This window comes from Anabaena azotica SJ-1, from assembly GCF_047275885.1.
Classification (GTDB): domain Bacteria; phylum Cyanobacteriota; class Cyanobacteriia; order Cyanobacteriales; family Nostocaceae; genus Trichormus_B; species Trichormus_B azotica_A.
Genome location: NZ_CP178454.1, coordinates 3,624,890 through 3,650,463, shown reverse-complemented (window position 1 = coordinate 3,650,463; position 25,574 = coordinate 3,624,890). Strand labels below are relative to the sequence as shown.

Below are 25,574 nucleotides of genomic sequence, written 5' to 3'. Positions count from 1 at the left end.
AAAAGGCTGGAGAGGAAAATGTTTTATTAATGACCAATGACCAATGACTAATGACCAATGACTAATGGCCAATGATTACTAAGCGATTATTAATTATAGATGACGAGGAAAGAATCCGCGAATTAGTACAAGCTTGTTTAGAAGATTTAGGCGGATGGGATACGTTGACGACTGCATCTGGAGAGGAAGGGTTGAAAATTGCCCAGCTAGAACCTGTGGATGCGATTTTACTCGATTTGTCTATGCCGGAAATGGATGGTTTGGCAGTATATGAACAACTTCAGGTAAATTATATCACTCGGTTAATACCAGTAATTTTACTCACGGCAAAAGTTTTACCCAGTGACCGCACCCGTTTTGTCAAACTGGGAATTGCTGGCATTATCAGTAAGCCATTTCAACCTCTCACTATTTGCCAAGACATTGCTGAGATTCTGGGGTGGGAGTTGTGTAAAAATTTGTAAATAAATTTCCATCTTTATTAGTTCTTTATTTTTTTAACTTAGCTTTGTAAAGCGGTAGCTAAGAATAAATACTTATTTTTTGCTTAATAATATAGGTTTATAGAGTTCACATTTTATTATTTATGGCTAATTTTACTTAAATTAGATGCAAAGTTTTTGTATCCAATGTGAGTTAATTTGGTCATAATACTATTCGGTTAAAAGATTTTGTAGGTTGGATTAAGCGACAGCGTAACCCAACAACCGACGATAAATGTTTGGTTACTCTTTGCTTCTCACCGCTACCGCGAAGGAGAAGCTACTGAGTGATCAAGAATTTCGCCCATTAATTCAGATTTCAACCGCAAATTTTCGATGAAAAATAAACGAGTATTGATCATAGATGACGAAGAAAGAATCCGGGAATTGGTACAAGTTTGTTTACAAGACTTAGGCGGATGGGATACTATAACGGCTGCGACAGGTAAAGAAGCGTTACAAATTGCTCAAACACAATCTATAGATGCGATTTTGCTCGATGTGTCTATGTCTGATATGGATGGTCTGACATTATACGAACAACTTCAGGCCAATGAGAAAACTCAATTAATACCAATAATTCTATTAACCGCAAAAGTTCTTCCAAGCGATCGCACCAGTTTTGCCCAAATGAAAATAGCTGGCATTATCACTAAGCCATTTAAAGCTGTCACTATCGCCCAACAAGTTGCTCAAATTCTGGGTTGGGATGAGAGATGTTAAAAATTTTCTAAATAAATTCGCATCTTTATCAGTTCTTTATTTTTTTAGTTTACCTTTCTTGAGTAAAGGTAAACTTTTTACACATTCCCATCCAGATATAGTTTATAGATATTAAAAATAAATATGGTTATTAATGAAACATTTGATTTAACAAACTGCGATCGCGAACCAATTCACATACCAGGGCTGATTCAACCCCACGGGGCTTTACTAGTTGTGCAAGCTTCCACTTTCCAAATCATTCAGGTGAGCAGCAACACATTGGAAATACTATATGTACCACCTGACCAGTTACTAGGCACATCACTACTAGATTTACTCGATAGCCAGCAAATTCAGCAAATTCAACAATGCATAACCAGAGATTTTGAGAGTATCAATCCCCTGAATATTACCATTACATATGGTAATAAATATTACCATTTTTATGGAATTGTCCATCGTCACAATGGCCTAATTATTTTAGAGTTAGAACCAAAACCGTCTGAGCAAACAACAGACTTTTTGGATTTTTACCAACAGGTGAGAGGCATCATTACCCAGATTCAGAAAGCAACCAGCCTGTTGCCAATGTGTCAATCAGTTGTCAAAAAAATAAGAGAAATTACAGGCTTTGAGCGCGTCATGATCTACCGATTTGATACCGACGGAGCAGGAAGCGTCATTGCCGAAGATACAGATCAAGAACTCTCCTATTTTGGCTTACGCTATCCAGTTTCAGACATTCCCAAACAAGCCCGACAGCTATATACACTTAACTGGTTGCGGTTGATACCAGATGTTAATTATCAACCTGTGGCCTTAATTCCAGACCATAATCCCCTGACAAACCAACCGCTAGATTTAAGTTTATCGGTGTTGCGGAGTGTTTCTCCTCTACATATCGAATACTTACAAAATATGGGTGTAACTGCTTCCATGTCCATCTCCCTAATCCAAGATCAAAAGCTGTGGGGATTGATTGCTTGTCACCACACCTCACCCAAGCATATTCCTTATAACCTCCGCACAGCTTGCGAGTTTATTGGCCAGGTCATGTCTGTAGAACTGGCAAATAAAGAAGCTAGTGAGCATAGCGACTACAAAATGCAGGTAAAACTACTACAAGCTGAATTTATCGAAGCCTTATCTCAAGCCAACACATTTTTAGAAGGAATTGAGAGCATCGGTAATAAACTGCTAAATCTGGTGAATGCTACGGGAGCCGTAATATCCAGTGGTAATAGATACATCCGCATTGGTCAAACCCCGTTAGAACTGGAATGTCATGCTTTATTGAATTGGATTAAACCCAATTTGCATCACAACGTATTTACTACACAATCCCTGTCTAAAGATTACCCGGCCGCAGAGTCATATAAAGATATTGCCAGTGGGGTATTAGCCTTAGAAATTTCTCAAGTACATCACAATTATATTCTCTGGTTTCGTCCAGAGGAAATTCAAACCGTGAACTGGGGTGGCAACCCAAACAAACCTGTAGAAATAGTATCAGATGGTAATGTGCGAATATCGCCGCGTAAATCCTTTGCATTATGGCAAGAAACAGTACAAGGCTGTGCTTTACCCTGGAAACGCTGCGAATTGCAAGCAATAGTTGAATTACGTAGCTTAATTGTGGGTGTTATTTTACGTCAAGCTGATGAATTGGCATTGATGAATTTTGAATTACAACGCAGTAATGAAGAACTTGATTCTTTTGCTTATATTGCCTCCCATGACTTGAAAGAACCATTGCGGGGTATTCATAACTATGCCAATTTCTTAATGGAGGACTATACAGAAATCTTGAATGATGATGGAGTTGAGAAACTAGAAACTCTAGTGCGTTTGACTCAACGCATGGAAGATTTGATTAATTCGCTACTGCATTTTTCCCAATTGGGTCGCGCTGATCTGCTGACTCAAAATCTAAATTTGCATGAGTTAGTGCAGCAGGTAATTGCCACATTAAATATGGCCCGTCCCGATAGTAAAGTTGAGTTTCGCATTCCCCAAACCTTGCCAATGATTCAGGGCGATCGCACACAAATAAATGAACTGTTTACAAATCTGCTGACTAATGCCATTAAATACAACAATAAACCAGAAAAATGGGTAGAAATTGGCTACATAGAACAGCATGAACAACAAAAACATTCATCTCTACCACTTTACTCCCGCATCTTCTATATCCGCGATAACGGAATTGGTATTGCCCAGGAACATCTCGAAAAGATTTTTCAGATATTCCGTAGATTACATGGGCGAGATGAATTTGGCGGTGGAACTGGCGCTGGGTTAACCATTGCCCGGAAAATAGTGGAACGGCATGGAGGACGAATCTGGGTAGAATCTGTCCTCAATCATGGTACTACTTTCTACTTCACACTTTCGATAACAGTAAACAAATGATTGACAGTTCACCTTCTTTGTGCAAGCAAACACCGCTGCTGTTAGTTGTGGAAGACAGCAACGAAGATTTTGAAGCACTGCAACGGCTAGTAAAACGATTGCCGGTGGCACAGCCCTTTGAGCCGCCCATTGTCGTCCCCATCCAACGATGTGTTAATGGTGAGCAAGCACTAGCTTTTCTTTACCGCACTGGCCAATATGCTGGTCTTGAATCTGTTCCTTATCCCAGCGTCATTATCCTGGATCTGAACTTACCAGGAACTGATGGCAGACAGGTACTACGCCAAATCAAACAAGACTATCATCTGAAAACCATTCCTGTTGTTATTTTCACCACTTCTAATAATCCAAAAGATATTAATGAGTGCTACCAATACGGAGCTAATAGCTACATTGTTAAACCCATAGATTTCACTAGATTAAAACATGATATTCAAACAATTCTAGATTATTGGTTTGTAGTCACAACCCTACCTAATTGCTGAGAGGAGGCAGGAGGCAGGGGAGTAGGGGAGTAGGGGAGCAGGGGAGCAGGGGGCAGGGGAGGCAGGGGAGGCAGGGGAGGCAGGGGAGCAGGGGAGCAGGGGAGCAGGGGAGCAGGGGAGCAGGGGAGCAGGGGAGCAGGGGAGCAGGGGAGCAGGGGAGCAGGGGAGATAAATAACCCAATTACCAATCACCAATTACCAATTACCAATTACCAATCACCAATTACCAGCAACTTGAGTTAGAGTTTTATGAGACAAAAACAATGTACCGTTCTCATCATTGAAGATTCTCCCGAAGATCGGCAACTTTATCGTCGGTATTTACGGCATGATAGCGAATATTCATACACCATCCTGGAGGCCAACCAGGGAAAGCAAGGTCTGGAACTATGGCAGCAGCAACAGCCAGATATGGTATTACTAGATTACCGCTTGCCAGACATGGATGGACTGGAATTTCTCAAAAAATTGTCTTTGCAATTCACGAATGTGCTAACTCCCATCATTGTCTTAACTGGACTGGGAGATGAAGCGATCGCAGTTCAATCCCTCAAAAATGGCGCTCAAGATTATTTAGTCAAAGGCAAACTCACCGCACCAAAACTTTCTCATGCTATTCATAGCGCATTAGAAAGAAATCAATTAATCAAACAACTGCGGATGCAGCAGCAACAACAACAAATATTAGCTGCTATCTCGCTGCGTATTCGTGAGTTTTTGCGTTTAGATGAAATTCTCCAAACAACTGTACAAGAAGTGCGGGAATTGCTGACAGCAGACCGGGTAATAGTGTACCAGTTTCACCCAGATATGAGTGGTGAAATTGTGGCTGAGTCCGTACTACCTGAATGGACACCCGCCCTCAAATGTCAAATTGAGGATACCTGCTTTCGAGAAAATCAAGGTATAGCCTATCGTAATGGTAAAATTCTGGCTATTACTGATATTTATCATGCAGAACTAAAAGACTGCCATATTCAGTTATTAGAAAAATTTGAAGTTAAAGCTAATTTGGTTGTGCCAATTGTGCTGAACCAAGAAGTAAATGATCAGCACAATTCTAGTCAACAACTTTGGGGGTTACTTATTGCTCATCAGTGTAATAGAACCCGTGAGTGGCAAGAAGCTGAAATAGATTTACTCCAACAACTATCTGTACAAATTGCTGTAGCTATCAAACAAGCAGAACTGTATGAAAATCTTCAAAATTTGAATGCTTCTCTAGAAACTAAAGTAGAAGAACGAACTCAAGAACTAGAAGCGAGTGAGCGAAAATTCCGGGCTATATTCAATCAGAGTTTTCAGTTCACAGCACTGCTAACCACCGAAGGAATTTTACTCGAAGCCAACCATACATCCTTAACTTCTGGCGGTTTAAAACTAGAAGATGTGATCAATAAACCATTCTGGGAAATTTACTGTTGGCAAATTTCTAGCACTACTCAAGAGCAATTAAAACAAGCGATCGCCCGTGCAGCCCAAGGGGAATTTATTCGCTATGAAGTAGATATATTATGTATTGAAAATCAGATCATTACCATAGACTTTTCCATTCGTCCCCTCAAGGATAAATTCGGAAAAGTGATGTTACTCATCCCAGAAGGCAGAGATATTACAGAGCGTAAACAAGCCGAAACCACCCTAAAAATACAAGCCCAGATTCTCAATGAAATTCACGATGCAGTAGTTTCTACAGATGTCAATGGCATTATTCAAACCTGGAATCAACCTGCCCAAAGAATATATGGCTATACTGCGACTGAAGTTATCGGACAGCACATTGGTTTACTTTACTTCTCAGAAGAATTAGCACAATTACCACAACTGGTGTTCCAACCTATATTCAAATATGGAAGTTATGAAACTGAATTACGCACTCGCACCAAGTCAGGAAAAGAGATATACATTAGCTTGCGGCTTTCTGTGATGCGAGATGAGCAAGGTAACATTATTCGGCTCATTGGTTGTTCCCATGACATCAGCAAACGCAAGCAAGCAGAAATAGCCTTACAGCAACTCAATCAAGAACTAGAAGATAGAGTTGAGAGACGTACCGCCGCTTTACTTCAGAGCGAACAACGGTTTGCAAATTTAGCTGCCGCAGCACCAGTAGCCATTTTCCGTTTCGACTTAGATGGTAACTGTCTATACGTGAATGATTACTGGTCGAAAATGATGGGTAGAAAGGCTGAATTAGCATTAGGGAAAGGTTGGCTAGAAACCCTACATCCAGACGACCGAGAACGCCTTCACCAAGAATACCAACAAGCATTACAGACAACATTCACAAGAGGAGAACGTTACCAAAATGAAGCCAGAAGTGTCAAACCAGATGGCACTATTATCTGGTATTACTGTCAAGCAGTAGCCGAAACCGATAGCAATGGCAATATAATTGGCCAGATCGGCACTCTCACAGATATCACCAACCGCAAACAGGCGGAAATAGCTCTGCGTGAAAGTGAAGAATTTAACCGCAGCATCTTTGAAAACAATGCCGACTGTCTCAAAGTTTTAGACATGGACGGCAAAATCATTTCCATGAACCAACCAGGATTGGCATTAATGGAAGTTGATGACTATGATCAGGTCTTGGGTAAAGAATGGATAACATTTTGGCCGGAAGCATATCAATCAGCAGCTATTCAAGCCATTGAAACTGCAAAAAGCGGAAATGTTGGTAGTTTCCAAGGATTTTGCCCAACTGCCAAGGGAACACCAAAATGGTGGGATGTCTTGGTTGCTGCTGTACCTGACTTACAAGGAAAACCACTGCGCCTGATCGCTAACTCCCGTGATATCACAGTTAATAAACAAGCAGAACAACAACTGCAAAACCTGTCAGATAGATTACAACTAGCAGTGAAATCTGCTCAATTAGGTATCTGGGATTATGACTTGATCAGCAACTCCCTAGTTTGGGATGAGCGAATGTATGAGATGTTTGGAGTTAATAGTCAGAATTTTGACATAACAGAGAAAGCTTATGAAAAATTTTTACAATTTGTTCATCCTGATGATAGAGTTGCTTTCCATGAAAATTTTCAACAAGCAATTGACCTCAATCAAGAATTCGATACAGAATTTAGAATCATTTGGCCTAATAGCTCAATTCGCATTATTAAAGCCTATGGAATTATTCAGAACAATTCCCAAGGGCAACGCCAACGGATAATCGGCATTAACTTTGATATTACGGAACGCCGACAAGAAGAAATAGAAAATAAACAACTCAAAGAACGTTTAGAATTTGTCCTCTCAGCCAGTCCTGCCGTTATCTACACTTGCCAAGTATCTGATAACTTTGATGCTACCTTTATCAGCAGCAATGTCAAGAAAATTCTTGGTTATACAACAGAAGAATGGTTGACAGAACCAAATTTTTGGTTGAGTCATATTCACCCAGAAGACTTACCGCTAGTTTTAGCAGGACTAGCCCAAGTTGAAGAAGTGGAATATCACCTCCACCAATATCGCTTTCTTCACAAAAATGGTAATTATCTTTGGATAGAAGATAAGTTTCACCTGGTGCGAGATCAAGCCGGAAAACCTGTAGAAATTATTGGTTATATTGCCGATATCACCGAAAAGCAAGCCGCACTTCAAGAACGTGAACTAGCCCAATTAGCTTTGCGAGTGAGTGAAGAACGTCTCATATTGGCACTAGAAGCTTCTGGAGATGGATTATGGGACTGGAATATCATCACTAATGAACTCTATCTCAGCCCTCAATGGCTAGAAATGCTAGGCTTTGAAGTTGGGGAGTTACCTAGTCATGTCAGTACATGGGAAAAATTAGTTCACCCAGAAGATCAGCCTTATGTGCAAGAAAAACTCAATGCCCATCTGCAAGATGCTTCTTGTGATTACAGACTCAACTATCGAGTCCAAACTAAAGCAGGTTCATATAAGTGGATTGCGAACTATGGTAAAGCTGTAGTTCGAGACGCACAAGGAAATCCCTTGCGGATGACAGGCACTCATCGGGACATTACCGAAACTAAAAATGTGGAATCAGAACTACGCGAAGTTAATGAAAGATTAGCGATTTCTAATGAAGAACTTGCCCGCGCTACCCGTCTTAAAGACGAGTTTCTAGCGAATATGAGTCATGAACTCCGTACTCCCCTTAATGGCATTTTGGGTATATCTGAAGCATTACAAGATGAGGCATTTGGGTTAATAAATGAGAAACAAAAACGGGGTATGCAAATTATTGAGCGTAGTGGAAAACACTTATTAGAATTAATTAACGACATTTTGGATTTAGCCAAAATTGAAGCTGGTCAAATGAAATTCGACTATGCTTTGATAGAAATCAGTCCTCTTTTAAAGTCCAGTTTGGCCTTTATTAAACAGCAAGCTTTCCAAAAACAGATTCAGTTAGATTTGAAAATTGAACCTAATCTGCCAAATCTATTAATAGATGAAAGGCGCATCCGCCAAGTTTTGATTAACCTGCTGAATAATGCTGTAAAATTTACACCACAAGGCGGTCGGATTACTGTAGAAGTTACCCACAAACCACTAGAATTCATAGCAGAGATAACATCCTGGCAAGATTTTATTCGCATTGCGGTAATTGATACTGGTATCGGCATTCCTCCAGAAAATATCAATAAACTGTTTCAACCTTTCATACAAATTGATAGTTCCTTAAATCGTAAATATGAGGGGACTGGTTTGGGGCTTGCTCTTGTGAAGCGGTTTGTGGAAATACATGGAGGTAAGGTTGCTGTTACCAGTGAAATTGGTGTAGGTAGTTGTTTTACTGTTGATTTACCTTGTGGCAATATCTCTGAATCTACTCCCAATGCAGTAGATGAAGTATCATCACCGCAAAATCCCACTCCTATCAGCATAGTAGAGGATGCACCGCTGATTTTGCTGGCAGAAGATAACGAAGGTAATAGTTTTACTATTTCTGGTTACTTAGAGTCCAGAGGATACCGCATGATCTTGGCACAGAACGGGCAAGAAGCTATTGATCTTACTAAAGCAGAACTTCCTGACTTGATTTTGATGGATATTCAAATGCCAGAAGTGGATGGTTTGGAGGCAATCAAACAAATTAGATTAGATGCAAATTTGATACATATTCCTATCATTGCTCTGACAGCGTTAGCTATGCCTGGAGATGAGGAAAAATGCTTACAAGCAGGAGCAAATGACTATCTTTCAAAACCTGTCAAACTCAAGGAACTAGTAACGATCATCCAACAGCTTTTACTGGTAAAGGATAGTGGGAATATGCAACTGCGAATATAATTGGGGTTTTCCCCCACAGCCAGAATACATATTTCCCCCTACATCCTTTTCCTCACCCTACACCCTTTCTTCTGACTGCAACTTTTCCAGTCGTGCAAAAACTTCTGCACTGTGAATATTGGGATTTACCTTCACAAAAGTCTCCCGCACAAAACCTTGAGGATCAATGATAAAACTATGGCGCATAGATACATAACCAATCCAAGAACCATAAGCCTTACTAACTGCACCATTAGTATCAGCCAATAAAGGGAATTTTAATCCTTCAGAATCACAAAATTCGGCATGGGAATCTATATCATCAGCACTCACACCAATAATCTGAGTGTTTTTTTCTAGATATTTGGGTAAGTCTTGTTGAAAACGTCGCGCTTCAATAGTGCAGCCAGAAGTAAAGTCCTTGGGATAAAAATACAGCACTACCCACTGACCACGCAAATCAGAGAGGGAGATTTTGCCATCTCCTGTATTGGTGGGTAAGGTAAAATCAGGTGCAGGTTGGTTAATTGCAGGTAATTTACCACCCAAAGCATTAGCTGTGGGAGTAAAGTTCAACCAACTGATAAGAGCAAAACAACCGGCAAATAAAATGCTGATAAAAATGCGACGAGAAATCATAGTTGCAAATGAGAATGATAACTTAACATAAGTTAACATTCTTATCAGCTGCTATTCTGAATCCGGCTGAGATTGTGGCGGATTTTCTGTACTTTCGATGTATTGGCTATCTATAAGGAAAGCACCTCTAGTAAAGCGTACTCCCCAATAACCTCCAGGACGACGGTCAAGGACTATACCTTCTTCACCAATACTGATGATATCAGGAGGGCGCAGCATGGGCATAGGGTCAGCAGTTTTGACGTAGGGTGGTAGAGAGACGACGCGAACTTTACTACCAATGGGGAATTCTGGAGACATTTTCAGAACGTAGGAGTGTAAATTAATTTATAACTGATAAAAAATAGACTAACGCTTTCAGAGATACTTTAATTATCACTTACTTGCTTGACAGTTTCTGAACCAAGAATCTCCTTGTCTTTAGGCAGGAGAGTGTCAATTTAAAGATTAACCAGAATCATGCAAATCGGAATACCTTGTTTGTTTATGCGTGGTGGCACATCACGGGGTCCTTATTTTCTGAAAGAGGATCTTCCATCTGATGAAAGAGTGCGAAATAAAATACTATTGGCTGTGATGGGTTCACCGGATGAACGACAGATTGATGGGATTGGTGGTGCAACAACTCTCACGAGCAAAGTAGCAATTTTGTCGCCATCTGAACATCCATGGGCAGATGTGGATTTCCTGTTTGCCCAAGTGAATGTACTCACTCCGAAAGTTGATGTAAGTCCTTCCTGCGGTAACATCTTAGCAGGTGTAGGCCCGGCGGCAATTGAAAAAAATCTTGTTTCAGCAGATGTAAATGGTAAAACAACAGTCAAGATTCGTGCTGTAAATACGGGCGCATTGATTGAGTCCGTAGTTTGTACACCAGGAGGCCAGGTAACTTACGAAGGTGATACAGCGATTGACGGTGTACCTGGCGCAGCAGCACCGATTTTGCTCAATTTTATGAATATTGTTGGGTCTAAGACAGGCAAACTTTTACCTACTGGTTATCTGAGCGAAGAAATTGAAGGAATTCAAGTCACCTGTATTGATGTGGCTGTACCGATGGCGATCGCACAAGCTGAAGCTTTAGGTAAGACAGGTTATGAAACTAAGGCAGAACTCGATGCTGATACTGCTTTTTTGGAGAGAATAGAAGCAATTCGTCGCATTGCGGGTGAAAGAATGGGATTAGGGAATGTAGCAAACAGCGTTATCCCCAAATTCGCCATTATTGCTCCACCACGTCAAGGAGGTAGTATTACTTCCCGCTATTTTGTTCCAGATACTTGTCATGCTGCTCATGCCGTCACTGGGGCTATATGCGTTGCCTCCTGCACTTTACTCCAAGGTTCTGTTGCTGATGGTATGGCCAAGGTGACAGACTCGGAACAGCAAAATATCATCATTGAGCATCCTTCCGGAAAAATAGAAATTTCCTTGGTTATTCGTCAACAAGGCTCAGAAATAGTTATTGAACGTGCAGGGCTATTACGAACAGCCAGGTTGCTATTTTCTGGTAATGTTTATATTTCTTCTCACCTATGGACTTAGGAGATGGGAAACGAGAAATCAGGGTCATGGGGCATTTTGAGCATTGGGTCTGAAAAATCTCCCATGCTATGACGCTCTATGCCCTATTTCCTACCTTGACAACAATAGCTGCTTGTAAATGTTGTTATTTATACTCCTGTTAAAATCACAATAAGTTTTCGTTAGGAATATCTATGTCAGAGTCAGAGACAAATCTTCAGCATCAAATGAAACGGGAATTAGGGTGGTTTGATACTACCATTATTGGACTAGCCTCAGTTATCGGTGTAGGTATTTTTGTTAGTCTTGGTATAGCTGCTGGACTATCTGGTTTATCTGTAATTTTTGCGTTAATTTTAGCTGGATTTTTATCAGCTTGTAATAGTTTGAATTTGGCTCAACTAGCAGCAAATAATCCAGTGAGTGGTGGAATTTATGAATATGGTTATAAGTATCTAAACCATTGGCTAGGGTTTACTGGTGGCTGGATTTATCTGTTAGGTAAAACTGCTGTTGCTGCCACGGCTGCTCTAGGTTTTTCTGGCTATTTTCTGAACGCTGTAGGATTATTTGATAAAGGATTTATTGTACCCGTTGCAGAAGCATCTGTTTTAATAATTACCTTAGTTGTGCTGGGAGGTATGAAGCGTTCTAAGGTAACGACAACAGTAACGGTTTTCATCACAATTTTGTCCCTGGTTTTTTTGATAGTTACTGGTTTGTTAGTTCATTCTGCTACGGGATTTGAATATTTAACTTTTTCTCAAAATAATTCTGATAATTTACTCAAAAATTTGCTGGAGTCTACAGCTTTGATGTTTGTTGCTTATAATGGTGCTGCTCGGATTGCTATGGTTGCGGAAGAAATCAAAGAACCACGGAAAAATATCCCTAAAGCTATTTTATTAACAATTGTCGTCACTCTAGTTCTTTATATAGGAGTGGCAATAGTGAGCTTGGGTTCTATTGGTGCAGAGGCTTTAAGTGATACGACAGCGCAAACAGCATCTTTGGAAAGAGTAGCATTGAGTTTTGGTATTCCGGGAGCATCTAATATTTTAGCAATTGGGGCTACTACTGCTATGCTTAGTGTCCTCCTCAGCATTATTCTCGGACTATCCCGACTACTATTAGCTATGGGAAGACGGGGAGATATGCCCAGCTTTATGGCACAGTTAAATAGTTCTGAAACTACACCTTATTGGGCAGTCTACTTTATCTGTGCTGTTATTATGCTTTTAGTTTTAACTGGTAATGTAAAAACTACTTGGTCTTTTGGTGCTTTTGGTGGTTTATACCGTTGTATTATTGTCAGTTTAGCTGCCCTAAAATTGAGTGATGAAGAGCGATTATATCCTAAATGGTTAAGCTGGATTGCTTTGTCATCCTGTCTATTTTTAGCTTTTTGGATAGAGTGGCAAGTTTGGTGTATCAGTTTTGGATTGATTGGTATAGGTTTAATTTGGCATTCTGCTATCCATCGGATCAAACTATCTGAAACAATAAATAAACCCATTCCATAGTGGGTCAACAAACCCTACTTACATTAAATATTTTCTGCACATCAGTTAATGGTAAATCCCAAAGAAATTCTGGTTGCCAAGTATCTGGGTCAAAATTGGATTCACAACCACGTTGATATGCTTTTTGTAGTTTTTCCCAGGAAAACTGTTGTTGATAATTAAGATTTCTGTAAATCATCCGCAACAGTCCTAACCCTAACATTAGGTTAGCAACAGTAAATTTTGCCCCTAATAAAAATGCTTGTACTTCTGCTTCACCAACGGGATCTATCGCGTAACCAGTGAGGACGTGAACACCATCATGTAACTGTTTACGACGGCTTCCTGTGGTGAAGGGTTGTAAGTTGTTTTTATGGATAAAATCTGCCCAAGTTCTGCCAAATGTGCCGTTAGGAAGGGAGTTCAATTTTTCACTATTTACAACTTGGGGAACATTTAATCCCTTAGCTTCAGTCCAACGGTCTAATAAATTTAAAAACTTTTCAAATCTGTGGGGATTATTTGGATCAGTGGTGAAAAATTCCATCATATTAATTCGTTATTTATATTGTAAGTAGCTTGGTTAACAATTGGTTTAGGGACTGGTTACAGGGTAAAGGGTTTTTCACCCTTCCCTATTTATTGGAATTTTAAAACTTTAATTCGTCCTACCTGATTGACGACGTGAACCGCGATTTTCCCACATTTGTTTGAGTTGTTCCCGTTGTGCTGGAGTCAAAACTGCTTCCATTTGTTTTCTTGATGACTCCCTAATTGTCTGAATTTGGTTTTTCTGTGTGTCAGTTAAATTCAAGGAAGTAAAAACATCTTTTTTCCATTTACCTCTACCTTCACCTTGTGAAGATTGGTTTTGACGTTCTTGCATAGCTGCTTTTAACTGTTCTTTTTGTTCATCTGTCAGAACTTTATCCATTTCCGCACGAGTATTGCGACGAATTTTTTGGATTTCGGTTTTCTGTACATCCGTTAGTCCCAACTTTTTCCAAGGTCCTTTTTCAGCGTATCCTTGACCTGGTTGACCTGAAGGAGAAGTTTGTTGTGCTTGCGCTACAAAGGGGGTTGCTGTTAAAGTCAGAGCAAAAGCAGCAGCTATAAATGATAAGGTCTTGCTTTTCATAAATTCTTTTGTGTTGTTTCTGGTTGGATGTCACCATAATATAAATTTATCCCTGGCAACAACATGAGGAGAAAGTCACGTCTATACCCATGACTTTAGTCATGATCTAAATTTGACTAATATAGAGCAAAATAACATTGAGGAGTCATCCAATTTTGGATTTTGGATTGACCCCACAGATAAATCCGGGACTTGTAGCATTAAGAAATTAAGTAAGAATTCAGAAGTCAGGAGTCAGAATGCTTATGAAATAAAGAATAGAGAGCAGTGAGATTTTATCAACATCATCAACTTTGACTAAAAAAGCCTTTATTCTCCTGACTTGGAGTATTTTCTATCCTGAATACTTACGAAATTACAGGTCAGGAGTCAGAAGTTGTTTAATTATTCTATTCCCTATTTTTATGTCTCGTCCTATCCAAATTAATAATCATCCATTTCGATTTCTATTGTATTTAGAATGGGTATTACTGGTTTTTTCAGTATTAATGGTAATTTTACCCTCACCATCACCCAAATTTGCTGCCAAGTTTCCAGAGTTAACTATTTGTAGTTTGGCTTTTTTTGGCTTGATGGGGTTACGATTACCTACCAGTAATCAATTTGGGAAGATTATATATACCGCTACAGAAGTATTTTTAATTCTCATTACTGGATTTTTTGGCGGAAGAACAGCGCGACTTTTTCCGTTTCTCTATTTAATTTTAGTAACTCGTAGTTGTTTAATCTTTCAATTGCCAGGACGTTTAACGGTTACTTTTTTATCATTTGTCTTATTTTTAATGACGTTGAAGACTCGCTTGCCACCTAATAGATTAACACCAATAGTACAAGAAAGATTTCGATTTTTCAGTTTTAGTTTGTCCGTTCTATTTGGTTTAAGTTTAGTATTTGTTTTAGTATTGATGAATGCTGTTTTGTCTGAACGTCAGAGTCGAGAAAAGCTAGCGATCGCTAACGACAAACTGCGTCAATATGCTCTAAAAATCGAAAATCAAGCTACTTTAGAAGAACGCAACCGTATCGCTAGAGAAATTCATGATTCTCTAGGACATTCTTTAACTGCTTTAAATTTACAATTAGAAACTGCTCTCAAACTTTCTAAATCGGATATGCCCAGAGCCATGACCTTTTTAGCCAGGGCTAAGGAACTAGGTTCTAAGGCATTACAAGATGTGCGAAACTCAGTTTCTACCATGCGATCGCATCCTTTACAGTCACAATCTTTAGCACAAGCAATTAGTATCTTAGTAGAAGATTTTCAACGTGCCAATGGAATTTTACCAACTTGTCTAATCTCCTTAGATTATCCCATACCCACGGAAATGAGTATTCCTATTTATCGCATTATTCAAGAATCATTTACAAATATTTCTAAATATGCACAAGCATCATTAGTGCAACTAGAATTAACTACAACAGATAAAGCTGTAAAATTAATAATTCAAGATAATGGTAGAGGTTTTGATGTTACTCAAAATACAACAGGCTTTGGTTTGCAAAGTATGCGCGATCGCACTTTAGCACTAGGAGGCGAATTTACAATTAACTCTGCTCAGAATTCTGGTTGTCAAATAATAGTTGATATTCCCTTAGTTAGGTGGAAAACATGATTAAAGTCTTACTTACAGATGACCAAAGTTTGATTCGTCAAGGTTTAAGAGCATTACTAGAATTAGAAACAGATTTAGAAATAGTTGGAGAAGCAGAAAATGGAGAAATTGCCATTCATTTAGTGCAAGAACTACAGCCAGATGTGGTTTTAATGGATATCAGAATGCCCATTATGGATGGAGTTGCAGCAACAAAAACCATTCAAACCCGTTTTCCGGCTACAAAGGTATTAGTATTGACAACATTTGATGATGATCAATATATCAAAGCTGCATTACAAAATGGTGCAATGGGTTATTTACTCAAAGATACACCTTCAGAAGAATTAGCAGTTGCTATTCGCGCTGTTAATAAAGGATTTTCTCAACTAAGTCCAGGAATTGTTAAAAAACTTTTAACTCAATTTCCAGCCACAGCACCCGACCCTGAAAAATCCATACCACCAAGTTTAGTCGAACTCACACCCAGAGAAAAAGAGGTTTTACGGTTAATTGCTAACGGTGCCAGCAACCGAGAAATTGCTCATACACTCTACATTTCTGAAGGAACAGTCAAAAATCATGTTACTAACATTTTAGGTAGACTTAATTTGCGCGATCGCACCCAAGCCGCTATTCTTGCTAATACATTTTTATCCTATTTAGAATAGCAAATATCAAATTTGGATTTTGAATTGATTCCACGAAAAATAAATGTGGAGACTTGTAGCATCCAGAAGCTAATACTGATTAATGAAATATCAACTACTTAGGAGCAACTACTGAGAAATAAGGTTCAAATAGAACTCATAAATTCTATATCTTATTGTATCAGTTTTATCAGAATTATTGCTAAAAACATATTTTTTGAGTTCTATAAAATGTTATTTTATTGAGCATTAGCAAAAAATCTTCACAATTATTAATATAAATAAATAAATATTTTTTAACAGTAAAAAAATCGGCTGATATAGTTTTCAATTCGCAATCTATAAATGAGTATATGCTCACTTTATCTGAAATTATATATATATAAATTAACACTAAATTCAGTAATGTTACGGTATTATATTAATTCTGACTACTTGATAATTAAATCAATAGCCAATGAGGACAAAAGCATCCATTGACACAGTGCCGTTATTGCTAAAACAACAATTTGGCAACATAACTGGAAATGGTAATTAATTTTTCCCGCCCGCTTTAGAGAAATCACACCTAATGATTGGGTGACTAGAAGTTATTTATCAAAACCTAGTTTAGAGTTCAAACATAAACCGTGTCTACTGTAAAACCCATAGTTTTTTCTTGAGCGGGTTTTATTGCCAAATCCTATATTTACTGCTGTAAATATTTAGCAATACTCAACCCCTAATCACTGACCGCCGTTGTAAATTTCTTACTCACTCTCACATTTAAACCGCAGGAAAAGAATCATTATGGCAATTAACACAGAAAAACTGGGCATGATTTTGCAAAACTTTGTTGCTGCTACAACAGATGTTCAAGGAGCAGCACTTGTTACTCCAGATGGTTTACCTTTAGCAGCAAGTTTACCTGGTGGCATGGACGAAGAACGGGTATCAGCAATGTCAGCATCCATGCTGTCTTTAGGTGAAAGAATTGGTATTGAGTTAGCCAGAGGTACAGTTGACCGCATCTTTGTAGAAGGAAAAAAAGGCTTTGGCATCTTAACTGGTTGTGGTGAAGATGCAGTATTTCTAGTTTTGGCTAGTGAATCCGCCAAACAGGGAGTATTAATGCTAGAAATCAAACGAATTCTCCAAGAACTAAAACTAGTTTTGAACTAAATGAGCCAAATCAAAGATGACTTAATAGCAAGTTCCATCGTATACAAATCTTAGTTGATCTAGGCAACTGTATATCCACTAAGAACAAACTATCAAAGAGATTTAGGAGCTTTCTCAAAACAGTGAAGAATCAATCATTAATTTGTTTATTTAGGGAGTAAATAAACATGGAGATTATGCGGTTAATTGTCACGGGGTCAGTAGGTGCGGGTAAATCCACGTTTATCCGTTCCGTTAGTGAAATCGAAGTTGTAGATACAGATACCCGTGCCACTGATGAAACAGCATTACTCAAACAAAGAACCACCGTTGCCTTTGACTTTGGAAGACTGCAATTTTGCCCGGAAATGGCTCTACATCTCTATGGTACACCTGGTCAGTCTCGGTTTGATTTCATGTGGGATATTTTGATTCGTAAAGCTCATGCTTATATCTTATTAATAGCAGCACACCGAGCTAGAGAATTTCGTCAAGCGCGCAAAATTCTCAATTTTATGCAAGAAAGAGTCCAAGTTCCCATGATTATTGGTCTAACACACACCGATTGTCCTGGTGCATGGTCTGAAGAAGATGTGTACCTTGCCATTGGATATGTGAATGAAGAGGAAAGACCACCTATGGTTAGAGTCAATCCCAACGAAGGAGATTCTGTCGCAGAAGCTGTAATTGCCCTAGTACAGCATTTAATGGAGACTTGTCCAGTTGAATCTATCTGATAGCTATGAATATTTTAGGACTATTTCCTAAAAAAATCTGATTTTTTGGAAGTTACATTGCGGAAAAATTTATTCAAAATTAGTTCAACATTGGCATTTTTTTAATCAGGAGATAAATCATGACTATTACTGGTAATTTTGCCGATTTTTCCTTACCTGAATTGCTCCAGTTTTTAGATCAAGGGAAAAAAACAGGAATACTTAGCATTGAATTTTTAGCTGAAGAAAATGATAATAAAAAAAAGCAAGTTTATTATATCTGGCTACATCAAGGTCGTGTAGTCAGTGCTGCTGATCGTTTAGACCAACAAGGCTTAATATTAATGATTGCTCAAAGAGGGTGGATCAGTGAACGAGTAATTTCTAGAGTCACACAAATTTCCTCTTGTTTTATTAATTCACCATTGGGATTATGCTTAAAAGCTCAAGGATTAGTGCAACCAGAACAACTAAAACTGCTATTTAATAGCCAAGTTCTGCGACCAGTATGTGCCTTATTCCAAGTCAAGGATGCTCTCTTTAGATTTGAACCGACATCAACATTGCCTTTAGGGGAAATGACAGGTCTGAGTATGTCTGCAACTGAGGTCATATTAATTGGCTTGCGTGCGCTACGAGATTGGAGAGCTTTAGAAGAAAAGCTACCAGATCCAACTTCTGGATTGTCAGGATTGATGCTCAAGCAGACCAAAGTACAACTAAATGCTCAGGAATGGCAAGTATGGGAATTTGTGAACGGACAAGTATCTCTACAACATATTGCTAATCAACTCAGTATACCCATAGTAACTATTCAACAAATTGCTTTCCGATTGATTGTAGTTGGTTTAGCAGAAGAGTATTTTATGGTTGCAGCTACACCCACTTATACCCTGGAAGAATCTCTTTCTACCTCTACTCCCACACTTACTTTTCCAGAACCAGTACAGGAAACTGTACCTGCAATCAAAGCCACTGAAAAGCCCCCTGTTAGTCAATCATTCCTCAAAAATTTAGTTGGTTTTCTCCGCAGTAAAGCAGCTTAATTTAACAAGGTAATTTTGGTGTTTGAAAGGAAAAAATAAACAGTAAACATTCAACAATAAAAAAGGATTAGTTATGACTGTAGAGCCTAACGTTTTTATGAAAACAATGGAAAGAAGAATTGGTTTAACTTCTGAAGATAAATCTATTCTCAAATCTAACGAAGCTTGGGGACTAGAAAATGCATCCACTATGGCTGATCACTTCTATGCTTATTTAGGACGTGATGAAGAAATGAATGCCATTTTAAACAAAACTGAGGGACGAATTCACCGATTACATGAAACATTTATTCAATGGTTTCATCAAATGTTTACAGGTATGGATGATTGGGGTCAAGCCTATGCTGATTGTCGTTGGCATATTGGACTTGTTCATGTCAAAATTGGTATTGCGCCTCAGCACGTAGTTCCAGCTATGGCAGTTGTCATTCATGAAGTTGGTAAAAAGCTCAAACTTGATGGCAAATCAGAAGAATTAAAAGATGCATTAGGTCGAATTTGTATGATTGATTTAGCTTTTATTGAGCAAGCTTATGTAGAAGTTTCTTCATCTGCGGTACTTAGAGAAACTGGCTGGTCAGAAGCTTTATTCAAACGTCTCATTGCTACTGGTGCATCTAGTATGTAATCCAAGTTGCGTTAAAAGATATTTGTTTTAGTACCCTGGGTGTAGAAGATATAGCAGTAGCCGCAATAGCTTCAGGCAGATCAGACCCTCGCAAACTACTATTACTTAGATTGGCTTGGCAGAATGTAGCTTGCAAATTAGCTCCATCCAGCCAAGACTTACTCAAGTCAACCCCACTCCAATCACCTTCTAATTTTGACAGATCCATAAGGTGTATCTCATTTTTTGCTTGTTCTAGGGCTAGACGCATAAAATATTCTTAGTTCATCTTCACAGGAGAGTTTAGTGGGATAGTCCGCTATAATAGCTTATTTTGGCGGTTCTTCCTGTGAATGAGTTAATTTATGTTAGTCCTATGATGTTACTAAATCGAGAAAAAATAGAATTCTACTTAACAGATATAGAAACACCTATAGGTAAAGCAATTAATTTAACAATTGCCGCCTTAGTTTTAGTTTCATCAGGAATTTTTGTGGCAGAAACTTATAATATTTCTGATGATGCTCGTTTAGAATTAAGAATTTTAGATAACTGTATATTAATAATATTTAGTGTGGAATATTTACTGCGATTATGGAGTGTAGAAGATAAAGTTAAGTATATATTTAGCTTTTATTCAATTATCGATCTGTTGGCAATTTTACCCTATTTTATTGGATTAGTCGATATTCGATTTATTCGCTTATTACGATGGTTGAGAATTTTACGACTAATTAGATTTATAGACAGTAAATTTTTATTTGGCGCTATCAGCAACGAAGACGGCGTAATTTTTGCCCGGATATTATTTACTTTGTTTACAATTATCTTTTTCTATTCTGGGTTAATTTATCAAGTTGAACATCCAGTTAATTCACAAAATTTTGCCACTTTTTTGGATGCTTTTTATTTTTCGGTTGTGACAATGACAACTGTAGGATTTGGTGATGTGATACCAATTTCTGAATTAGGCCGTTTGCTGACAGTTTTAATGATTTTAACAGGAGTAGCCCTGATTCCTTGGCAAGTGGGGGATTTAATTAAGCGGTTGGTAAAAACTGCTAATCAGGTGGAAACCATTTGTTCAAATTGTGGTTTAGCTTTTCATGATACAGATGCAAAATTTTGTAAAAGGTGCGGTACTAAGTTACCTGTGAAAAACTTTGATATTTCTGAGACATCCTCTTAGACACAAAAAAGTTTCAACTCTGTCATCTGCCATACTTGTGTAGGCTACACCAAAAAGTATTGATTTCCAAGGATTATGGATGTTTTTCCGTAAAAGCTTTGATTCCTACTGTAGAACTTTAACGGTAAAAGCAATATTAAGGACAAAATCTCATGGATGTATTGCTACATAACCCAATTGCAGATATGTATGGTCCACAGTTTCTGGTGTTTTATGGTATTGTGATTGCGATCGCAACCCTCGTCTGCTGGAAACTGGTACAAGACCCTACTCAAAATGCACCTCTACCGTTAATTCCTGCTGAACCAGATGCATATCAAATTGCTTACTTACGTTCAGGTGTGTCCGGTGTGGCACAGGTAGCAATTTTAAATTTGATTCAGTTGGGTTATTTGCAAATTACTGGAGAATCCATTAATCACATCTCAAATCATCCACCTTTGTCTGAGTTACAGCCTTTAGAACGTCAGGTGTTTTTCATTTTTTATACTCCGTCTCAGATGAAAACATCTTTATGGTTGGTAACTGAAAAAATAGAGTCATACTGTGATATTTATCAACAGCAATTGGATAATGAACAACTGCTGTATGCAAATGAGTGGAACGTGGCCAATATGAAAGTTGGTGTAATTACTGCTATCATTATTTTCAGTTTGGGCTTATATAAGCTGCTGATAGCCTTGAGTCGGGGATATTCTAACGTAGGTTTTTTGATAATTATGGCTGTTAGTGCCATTATTATACTGTGTGCATTGGTAATGAATGAGCGATCGCGTTTAAGTTGCAAAGGAATAGCTTACAGACGACAACTTGAACAAACATTCTCCCAGTTGAAGCACAAAATTAAGAAAACATCCTTTGATAATCCTTCTACCTTTGATTACAGCTTAGTCGTAGCAATCTTTGGCATTCCTGCACTTGCTGGTAGTTCCTATGACTCATTAGATAAAGCATTCTTTCCCCGAACATACTCTCCAGTACGTAGTCGTTTAAGCAGCAGTGATAGTTCAAGCAATAGTAGTAGTTCTTGCAGTAGCGGTAGTTCTTGCAGCAGTGGTAGTTCTTGCAGTAGCGGTAGTTCTTGCAGCAGTAGTAGTTCTTGCAGCAGTGGTAGTTCCTGTGGTGGTGGTTGTGGTGGCTGTGGTGGTGGTGGTGGAGATTAAAAACAATGCTATCTCATTTACCAAAATTAGGCGTAGGGTTAGGTTTTCGTCCACAATTCAAAAGCGATTTATTTCTGAATCGTCAACAGGTTGATTTTTTGGAAATTGTAGCCGAACATTATCTAGATGCACCACCAGAGAAACAAGAGGAATTAGAACTTTTAGCGGCACATTTTCCAATTATTCCCCATGCCATTAATTTATCATTAGGCAGTGCTGAAGGTTTAGATATAGATTATTTACGCAAATTAGCAGCACTGATTCAACAACTTAATCCTCCTTGGTGGAGTGAACATATTTGTTTTACTAAAGCCGGAGGAATTGATATTGGACATTTATCACCTTTACCTTATACCCAAGAAGCAGTAGAAGTCCTGTGTCAGAATATTTCTGAAGTACGTCGCTGGATTGATATCCCATTGATTTTAGAAAATATTACTTACATGGTGCAACTTCCTGATGCAGAAATGACAGAAGCCCAGTTTTTGAGTGAAGTTTTAGAACGTTCTGATTGTGGGTTGCTGTTAGATATTACCAATCTGTATACCAATGCTGTAAATTACGGTTATGACATTCAAAATTTTTTGCAAGAATTACCATGGGAACGGATTGTACAACTACATTTTGTGGGTGGACATTGGCATGATGGAATATTGATTGACAGCCATTCTCAATCTACACCTGTAGAAGTTTGGGAATTAATGAATCAAGTTTTATCCTGTGCATCTGTAAAGGGAATTGTGTTAGAAAGAGATGAAAATTTACCGACTTTTACCGAATTAATAGGAGAATTGCAACAAGCACGGGAAATTGTCAGGAGTCATGGTAAATGGGATTATTAGAAACTCAAAAAGTTTTAGCCCAACTTTATACTAATTCTGAATTGAGAGAAAGTTTTTTTGCTAATCCTCATGTTGTGGGTATAGAGTTGGGATTGAGTGTAGATGAAATTCAGCAATTAGCACAACTTGCGGTTAAAGATGTCAATATCTTCGGGAATTCTTTAAAGTGGAAAAGGTTGGGAGAAGTACGGGAATTGTTACCACGGACTGCACGGGTATTAGGTAAAGAGTTTAATGCTTTATTTTGGCGATACGCAGAAACTTATTTACCAAAAGGAATTAAAAAACACCAAGATGATGCGATCGCATTTAGTAACTTTATCATCAAAACTGCTCCAGCGGAAAATATCGAACCTACATGGATTAGCGATTTAGTGCGTTATGAAAAAACCTGGCTGTCAGTTTATGAATCTCATCGTCTTTTGCAAATATGCTGGTTTCGTTATGCCGTTCATCTTGATTGTATAGCAAAACCGACAATTGCCATTTGGTGGCGTTTATCAGTGCTATCGCCTCAACAACATTTTGTCATAGGTTTAAGCTGTGGGACATTTAATTTGCATATTTTTAATTTTGGGTAAAGAGCGTAAATCTTTCTCCCCTGCTCCCTTGCTCCCCTGCTCCCTTGCTTGCCTAAATGTGCAACTTAAAGGTTTAACAGGTTACCACCCCTCATCTCAAAACTCAATCATTAGATTAAAGTTTGATTTGTGTAATATTACTTAATAAGTTTATAAAAATATATACAAATGATCATTGGGTTTTATGTTATGATTCCTATATTTCTAGTTTTCAATAAGAATTGATATTGATTTATGACAAATCAAATTTTGCTACCACAAGAATTTAACGACTTACCTGAAGATGATCAAAAGTTAGTAGCTGAGTTAATACAATCAATTTTAAAAGCAGAAAGAGCAACTGAAATTTTGTTAAATTTATCGAATATTTTAGATTTTTCTAATAACGAAGAATTAGATTTGCAAAGTTTTCGAGAACAATATCAAGAATATCTACAAGCAGGATCAGAATTTGAAATTGCGACTCCTGAAATTCCTCCATCAAATGAAATTGCTTCCAGTGATGATTCATCAAATATTGAAAACTCTGATTTGGAAATTACCACCAATGTAATTGCTTCATCAGCTAGAAGAAGGCCAATTTCAAGAAATAGAAAAACATTTACAGAATTCCTAGTAGAAGAATCGCTTTTTTTCAGAAAATCTGCTGAGGATAGATGTGATAGGATTTGTCAAAATGACAATAATTCTCAGAAATGTAAAGATTGCTTAAAACAAAAATAGGTTTTGATAGCTGTTAAGTATAGACCTATGAGCAAAAATCAAGAAGAGTCAAAACTTCAGATAAAAAATTTACCTACAATTGCTAAAAATTCTGATTTAGAAGAATTACCAGAAGTAAAACAACTGCGGCAGAAATTTTTTGTGATTTCAGAAATTTCTGACCCCCTTACTCGTGAATGTCAGTTTGCTTTGTTACAAAAACAAGCAGAAAAAACTGGCTTATCTGCTGAAACCTACCGTCGTTTATTTGAAACTTATTTGCAAAATAAAGAACATATTTCCCAATATCCAAAAAAATGGTGGTCACTAATAGAATGGTGCAACTGGTTTTTCAATATTCCTAAGAAAACGAAATTAGGATTAATTAAGAAAATTATATTAACAGCTTTAGAAAAAGGATTCTTATTAACTTTGGCAATTAGTTTATTTAAATATTTTCAAGAAGCACCAAAAAGACAAAAACAGGCTCATTATCAAGCTTGGCAAATAATTAACTCTGCCAATGAACAAGGGGCTACCTCTAGTAGAATAGAAGCCTTACAAGACTTGAATGAAGATGGTGTTTCTTTAAGGAAGTTGAGAGCAAATGGAGCAGATTTAAATGGAATTAATTTAGATAATGCTTTGTTAATTCATGTGTATTTTCAAAAAGCGGATTTAAATTGTATAGAGATAAGAAACAATCAGAAATGTACAAGTATTCGTAATGCTGATTTATCTTGGGGACACCTTCAAGAAGCAAATTTTTATAAAGCAGATTTACGAAAATCTACATTTTATGAAGCGGAAATGCAAGGAACTCGGTTGATTCTTGCTAATCTTCAGGATGCAAATCTTGAAAATGCTAAACTTGAAAAGGCGAGTCTTTTTAAAGCTGACCTGCAAAGAGCAAAACTACAGGGAGCAAACTTTCAAGGTGCAGATGTTGAGGATGTAAATTTTCGAGACGCTATGATATGTGGATTGGAATATGCAAATTTAGCTAACATTATTTGTGCTAATTTTATCGGAGCTAAAAATTTAACTCCTGAACAAGTGAAATCAGCTAAAAAGTGGGAAAATGCTTGTTATGATCAGGAACTTCGTAAACAACTAGGATTACCACCAGAAAATCCTAACCAATGCTCTGCTAAGTAGGAAACAGTCATGGCTTTATGAGTTAAGCCAATAGATGCAGAGTGTCAATAAAAA

The 25,574-nt window shown here is 38.0% G+C and carries 24 protein-coding genes; 19 read left to right on the top strand and 5 right to left on the bottom strand.

Annotation, left to right across the window (positions count from 1 at the left end):
- Positions 1 to 71: 71 nt before the first annotated feature.
- The 5 genes from ACLLO5_RS16025 to ACLLO5_RS16005 all read left to right on the top strand — a co-directional run bounded on the left by ACLLO5_RS16025 (position 72) and on the right by ACLLO5_RS16005 (position 9,352).
- Positions 72 to 464, top strand: a complete 393-nt coding sequence (locus ACLLO5_RS16025) for a response regulator (protein WP_413171499.1) — start codon at positions 72 to 74, stop codon at positions 462 to 464.
- 354 nt (positions 465 to 818) lie between these two features.
- The gene (locus tag ACLLO5_RS16020) at positions 819 to 1,205 is read left to right on the top strand and encodes a response regulator (protein ID WP_413171498.1); all 387 of its coding nucleotides are present in this window, start codon (positions 819 to 821) and stop codon (positions 1,203 to 1,205) included.
- A gap of 123 nt (positions 1,206 to 1,328) precedes the next feature.
- Positions 1,329 to 3,599, top strand: coding sequence for an ATP-binding protein (locus ACLLO5_RS16015; protein ID WP_413171497.1), 2,271 nt, complete (start codon positions 1,329 to 1,331; stop codon positions 3,597 to 3,599).
- A complete protein-coding gene (locus ACLLO5_RS16010; protein WP_413171496.1) occupies positions 3,596 to 4,084 on the top strand; it encodes a response regulator in 489 nt (162 codons plus the stop codon). The genes ACLLO5_RS16015 and ACLLO5_RS16010 overlap by 4 nt, the downstream gene beginning before the upstream one ends.
- Before the next feature lie 249 nt (positions 4,085 to 4,333).
- Positions 4,334 to 9,352 carry a PAS domain S-box protein gene (locus ACLLO5_RS16005; protein WP_413171495.1) on the top strand — a complete coding sequence of 1,673 codons (5,019 nt, stop codon included), beginning with the start codon at positions 4,334 to 4,336 and terminating at the stop codon, positions 9,350 to 9,352.
- Between the two features lie 57 nt (positions 9,353 to 9,409).
- On the opposite strand, the gene ACLLO5_RS16000 is transcribed toward ACLLO5_RS16005, so the two are convergent.
- Positions 9,410 to 9,970, bottom strand: a complete 561-nt coding sequence (locus tag ACLLO5_RS16000) for a peroxiredoxin (protein WP_413176106.1) — start codon at positions 9,968 to 9,970, stop codon at positions 9,410 to 9,412.
- 51 nt (positions 9,971 to 10,021) lie between these two features.
- Complete coding sequence (gene sipA, locus ACLLO5_RS15995) at positions 10,022 to 10,270, bottom strand: regulatory protein SipA (protein WP_413171494.1); 249 nt, start codon at positions 10,268 to 10,270, stop codon at positions 10,022 to 10,024.
- Positions 10,271 to 10,429: 159 nt separating this feature from the next.
- Between sipA and ACLLO5_RS15990 the strand changes: the two genes are divergently transcribed.
- Together ACLLO5_RS15990 and ACLLO5_RS15985 are read left to right on the top strand one after the other, a co-directional pair.
- Entirely contained in the window at positions 10,430 to 11,515 is a 1,086-nt protein-coding gene (locus tag ACLLO5_RS15990) for a 4-oxalomesaconate tautomerase (RefSeq protein WP_413171493.1), read from the top strand.
- 173 nt (positions 11,516 to 11,688) lie between these two features.
- Positions 11,689 to 13,017, top strand: coding sequence for an APC family permease (locus tag ACLLO5_RS15985; RefSeq protein WP_413171492.1), 1,329 nt, complete (start codon positions 11,689 to 11,691; stop codon positions 13,015 to 13,017).
- A 4-nt stretch (positions 13,018 to 13,021) separates the two neighbouring features.
- On the opposite strand, the gene ACLLO5_RS15980 is transcribed toward ACLLO5_RS15985, so the two are convergent.
- Entirely contained in the window at positions 13,022 to 13,546 is a 525-nt protein-coding gene (locus ACLLO5_RS15980) for a Coq4 family protein (RefSeq protein WP_413171491.1), read from the bottom strand.
- A gap of 108 nt (positions 13,547 to 13,654) precedes the next feature.
- Positions 13,655 to 14,134 (bottom strand): Spy/CpxP family protein refolding chaperone, encoded by a 480-nt coding sequence (locus tag ACLLO5_RS15975; protein WP_413171490.1) that lies wholly within the window; start codon positions 14,132 to 14,134, stop codon positions 13,655 to 13,657.
- A gap of 404 nt (positions 14,135 to 14,538) precedes the next feature.
- On the opposite strand from ACLLO5_RS15975, the gene ACLLO5_RS15970 reads away from it, so the two are divergent.
- The 6 genes from ACLLO5_RS15970 to ACLLO5_RS15945 all read left to right on the top strand — a co-directional run bounded on the left by ACLLO5_RS15970 (position 14,539) and on the right by ACLLO5_RS15945 (position 19,906).
- Complete coding sequence (locus tag ACLLO5_RS15970; protein ID WP_413171489.1) at positions 14,539 to 15,747, top strand: sensor histidine kinase; 1,209 nt, start codon at positions 14,539 to 14,541, stop codon at positions 15,745 to 15,747.
- On the top strand, positions 15,744 to 16,397 hold the full coding sequence (locus tag ACLLO5_RS15965; RefSeq protein WP_413171488.1) for a response regulator: 654 nt from the start codon (positions 15,744 to 15,746) through the stop codon (positions 16,395 to 16,397). The genes ACLLO5_RS15970 and ACLLO5_RS15965 overlap by 4 nt, the downstream gene beginning before the upstream one ends.
- Positions 16,398 to 17,165: 768 nt before the next feature.
- A complete protein-coding gene (locus tag ACLLO5_RS15960) occupies positions 17,166 to 17,537 on the top strand; it encodes a roadblock/LC7 domain-containing protein (RefSeq protein ID WP_413171487.1) in 372 nt (123 codons plus the stop codon).
- Positions 17,538 to 17,704: 167 nt separating this feature from the next.
- Positions 17,705 to 18,253 (top strand): GTP-binding protein, encoded by a 549-nt coding sequence (locus ACLLO5_RS15955; RefSeq protein WP_413171486.1) that lies wholly within the window; start codon positions 17,705 to 17,707, stop codon positions 18,251 to 18,253.
- Between the two features lie 119 nt (positions 18,254 to 18,372).
- Complete coding sequence (locus ACLLO5_RS15950) at positions 18,373 to 19,278, top strand: DUF4388 domain-containing protein (RefSeq protein ID WP_413171485.1); 906 nt, start codon at positions 18,373 to 18,375, stop codon at positions 19,276 to 19,278.
- Positions 19,279 to 19,351: 73 nt separating this feature from the next.
- Entirely contained in the window at positions 19,352 to 19,906 is a 555-nt protein-coding gene (locus ACLLO5_RS15945) for a protoglobin domain-containing protein (protein WP_413171484.1), read from the top strand.
- Here the strand turns inward: ACLLO5_RS15945 and ACLLO5_RS15940 are convergent.
- Entirely contained in the window at positions 19,896 to 20,114 is a 219-nt protein-coding gene (locus tag ACLLO5_RS15940) for a pentapeptide repeat-containing protein (RefSeq protein ID WP_413171483.1), read from the bottom strand. The two genes, ACLLO5_RS15945 and ACLLO5_RS15940, sit on opposite strands and share 11 nt — an antisense overlap.
- A gap of 150 nt (positions 20,115 to 20,264) precedes the next feature.
- On the opposite strand from ACLLO5_RS15940, the gene ACLLO5_RS15935 reads away from it, so the two are divergent.
- The 6 genes from ACLLO5_RS15935 to ACLLO5_RS15910 all read left to right on the top strand — a co-directional run bounded on the left by ACLLO5_RS15935 (position 20,265) and on the right by ACLLO5_RS15910 (position 25,520).
- Positions 20,265 to 21,074: a potassium channel family protein gene (locus tag ACLLO5_RS15935; protein WP_413176105.1), complete on the top strand. Its 810-nt coding sequence runs from the start codon at positions 20,265 to 20,267 to the stop codon at positions 21,072 to 21,074.
- A gap of 152 nt (positions 21,075 to 21,226) precedes the next feature.
- Entirely contained in the window at positions 21,227 to 22,237 is a 1,011-nt protein-coding gene (locus ACLLO5_RS15930) for a TIGR04222 domain-containing membrane protein (RefSeq protein ID WP_413171482.1), read from the top strand.
- Between the two features lie 5 nt (positions 22,238 to 22,242).
- Entirely contained in the window at positions 22,243 to 23,079 is an 837-nt protein-coding gene (locus ACLLO5_RS15925) for a DUF692 domain-containing protein (RefSeq protein ID WP_413171481.1), read from the top strand.
- On the top strand, positions 23,067 to 23,660 hold the full coding sequence (locus tag ACLLO5_RS15920) for a hypothetical protein (RefSeq protein WP_413171480.1): 594 nt from the start codon (positions 23,067 to 23,069) through the stop codon (positions 23,658 to 23,660). Before ACLLO5_RS15925 ends, ACLLO5_RS15920 begins: the two co-directional genes overlap by 13 nt.
- Positions 23,661 to 23,894: 234 nt before the next feature.
- A complete protein-coding gene (locus ACLLO5_RS15915) occupies positions 23,895 to 24,383 on the top strand; it encodes a hypothetical protein (RefSeq protein WP_413171479.1) in 489 nt (162 codons plus the stop codon).
- A 27-nt stretch (positions 24,384 to 24,410) separates the two neighbouring features.
- A complete protein-coding gene (locus ACLLO5_RS15910; protein ID WP_413171478.1) occupies positions 24,411 to 25,520 on the top strand; it encodes a pentapeptide repeat-containing protein in 1,110 nt (369 codons plus the stop codon).
- The last annotated feature ends 54 nt before the right edge of the window (positions 25,521 to 25,574 follow it).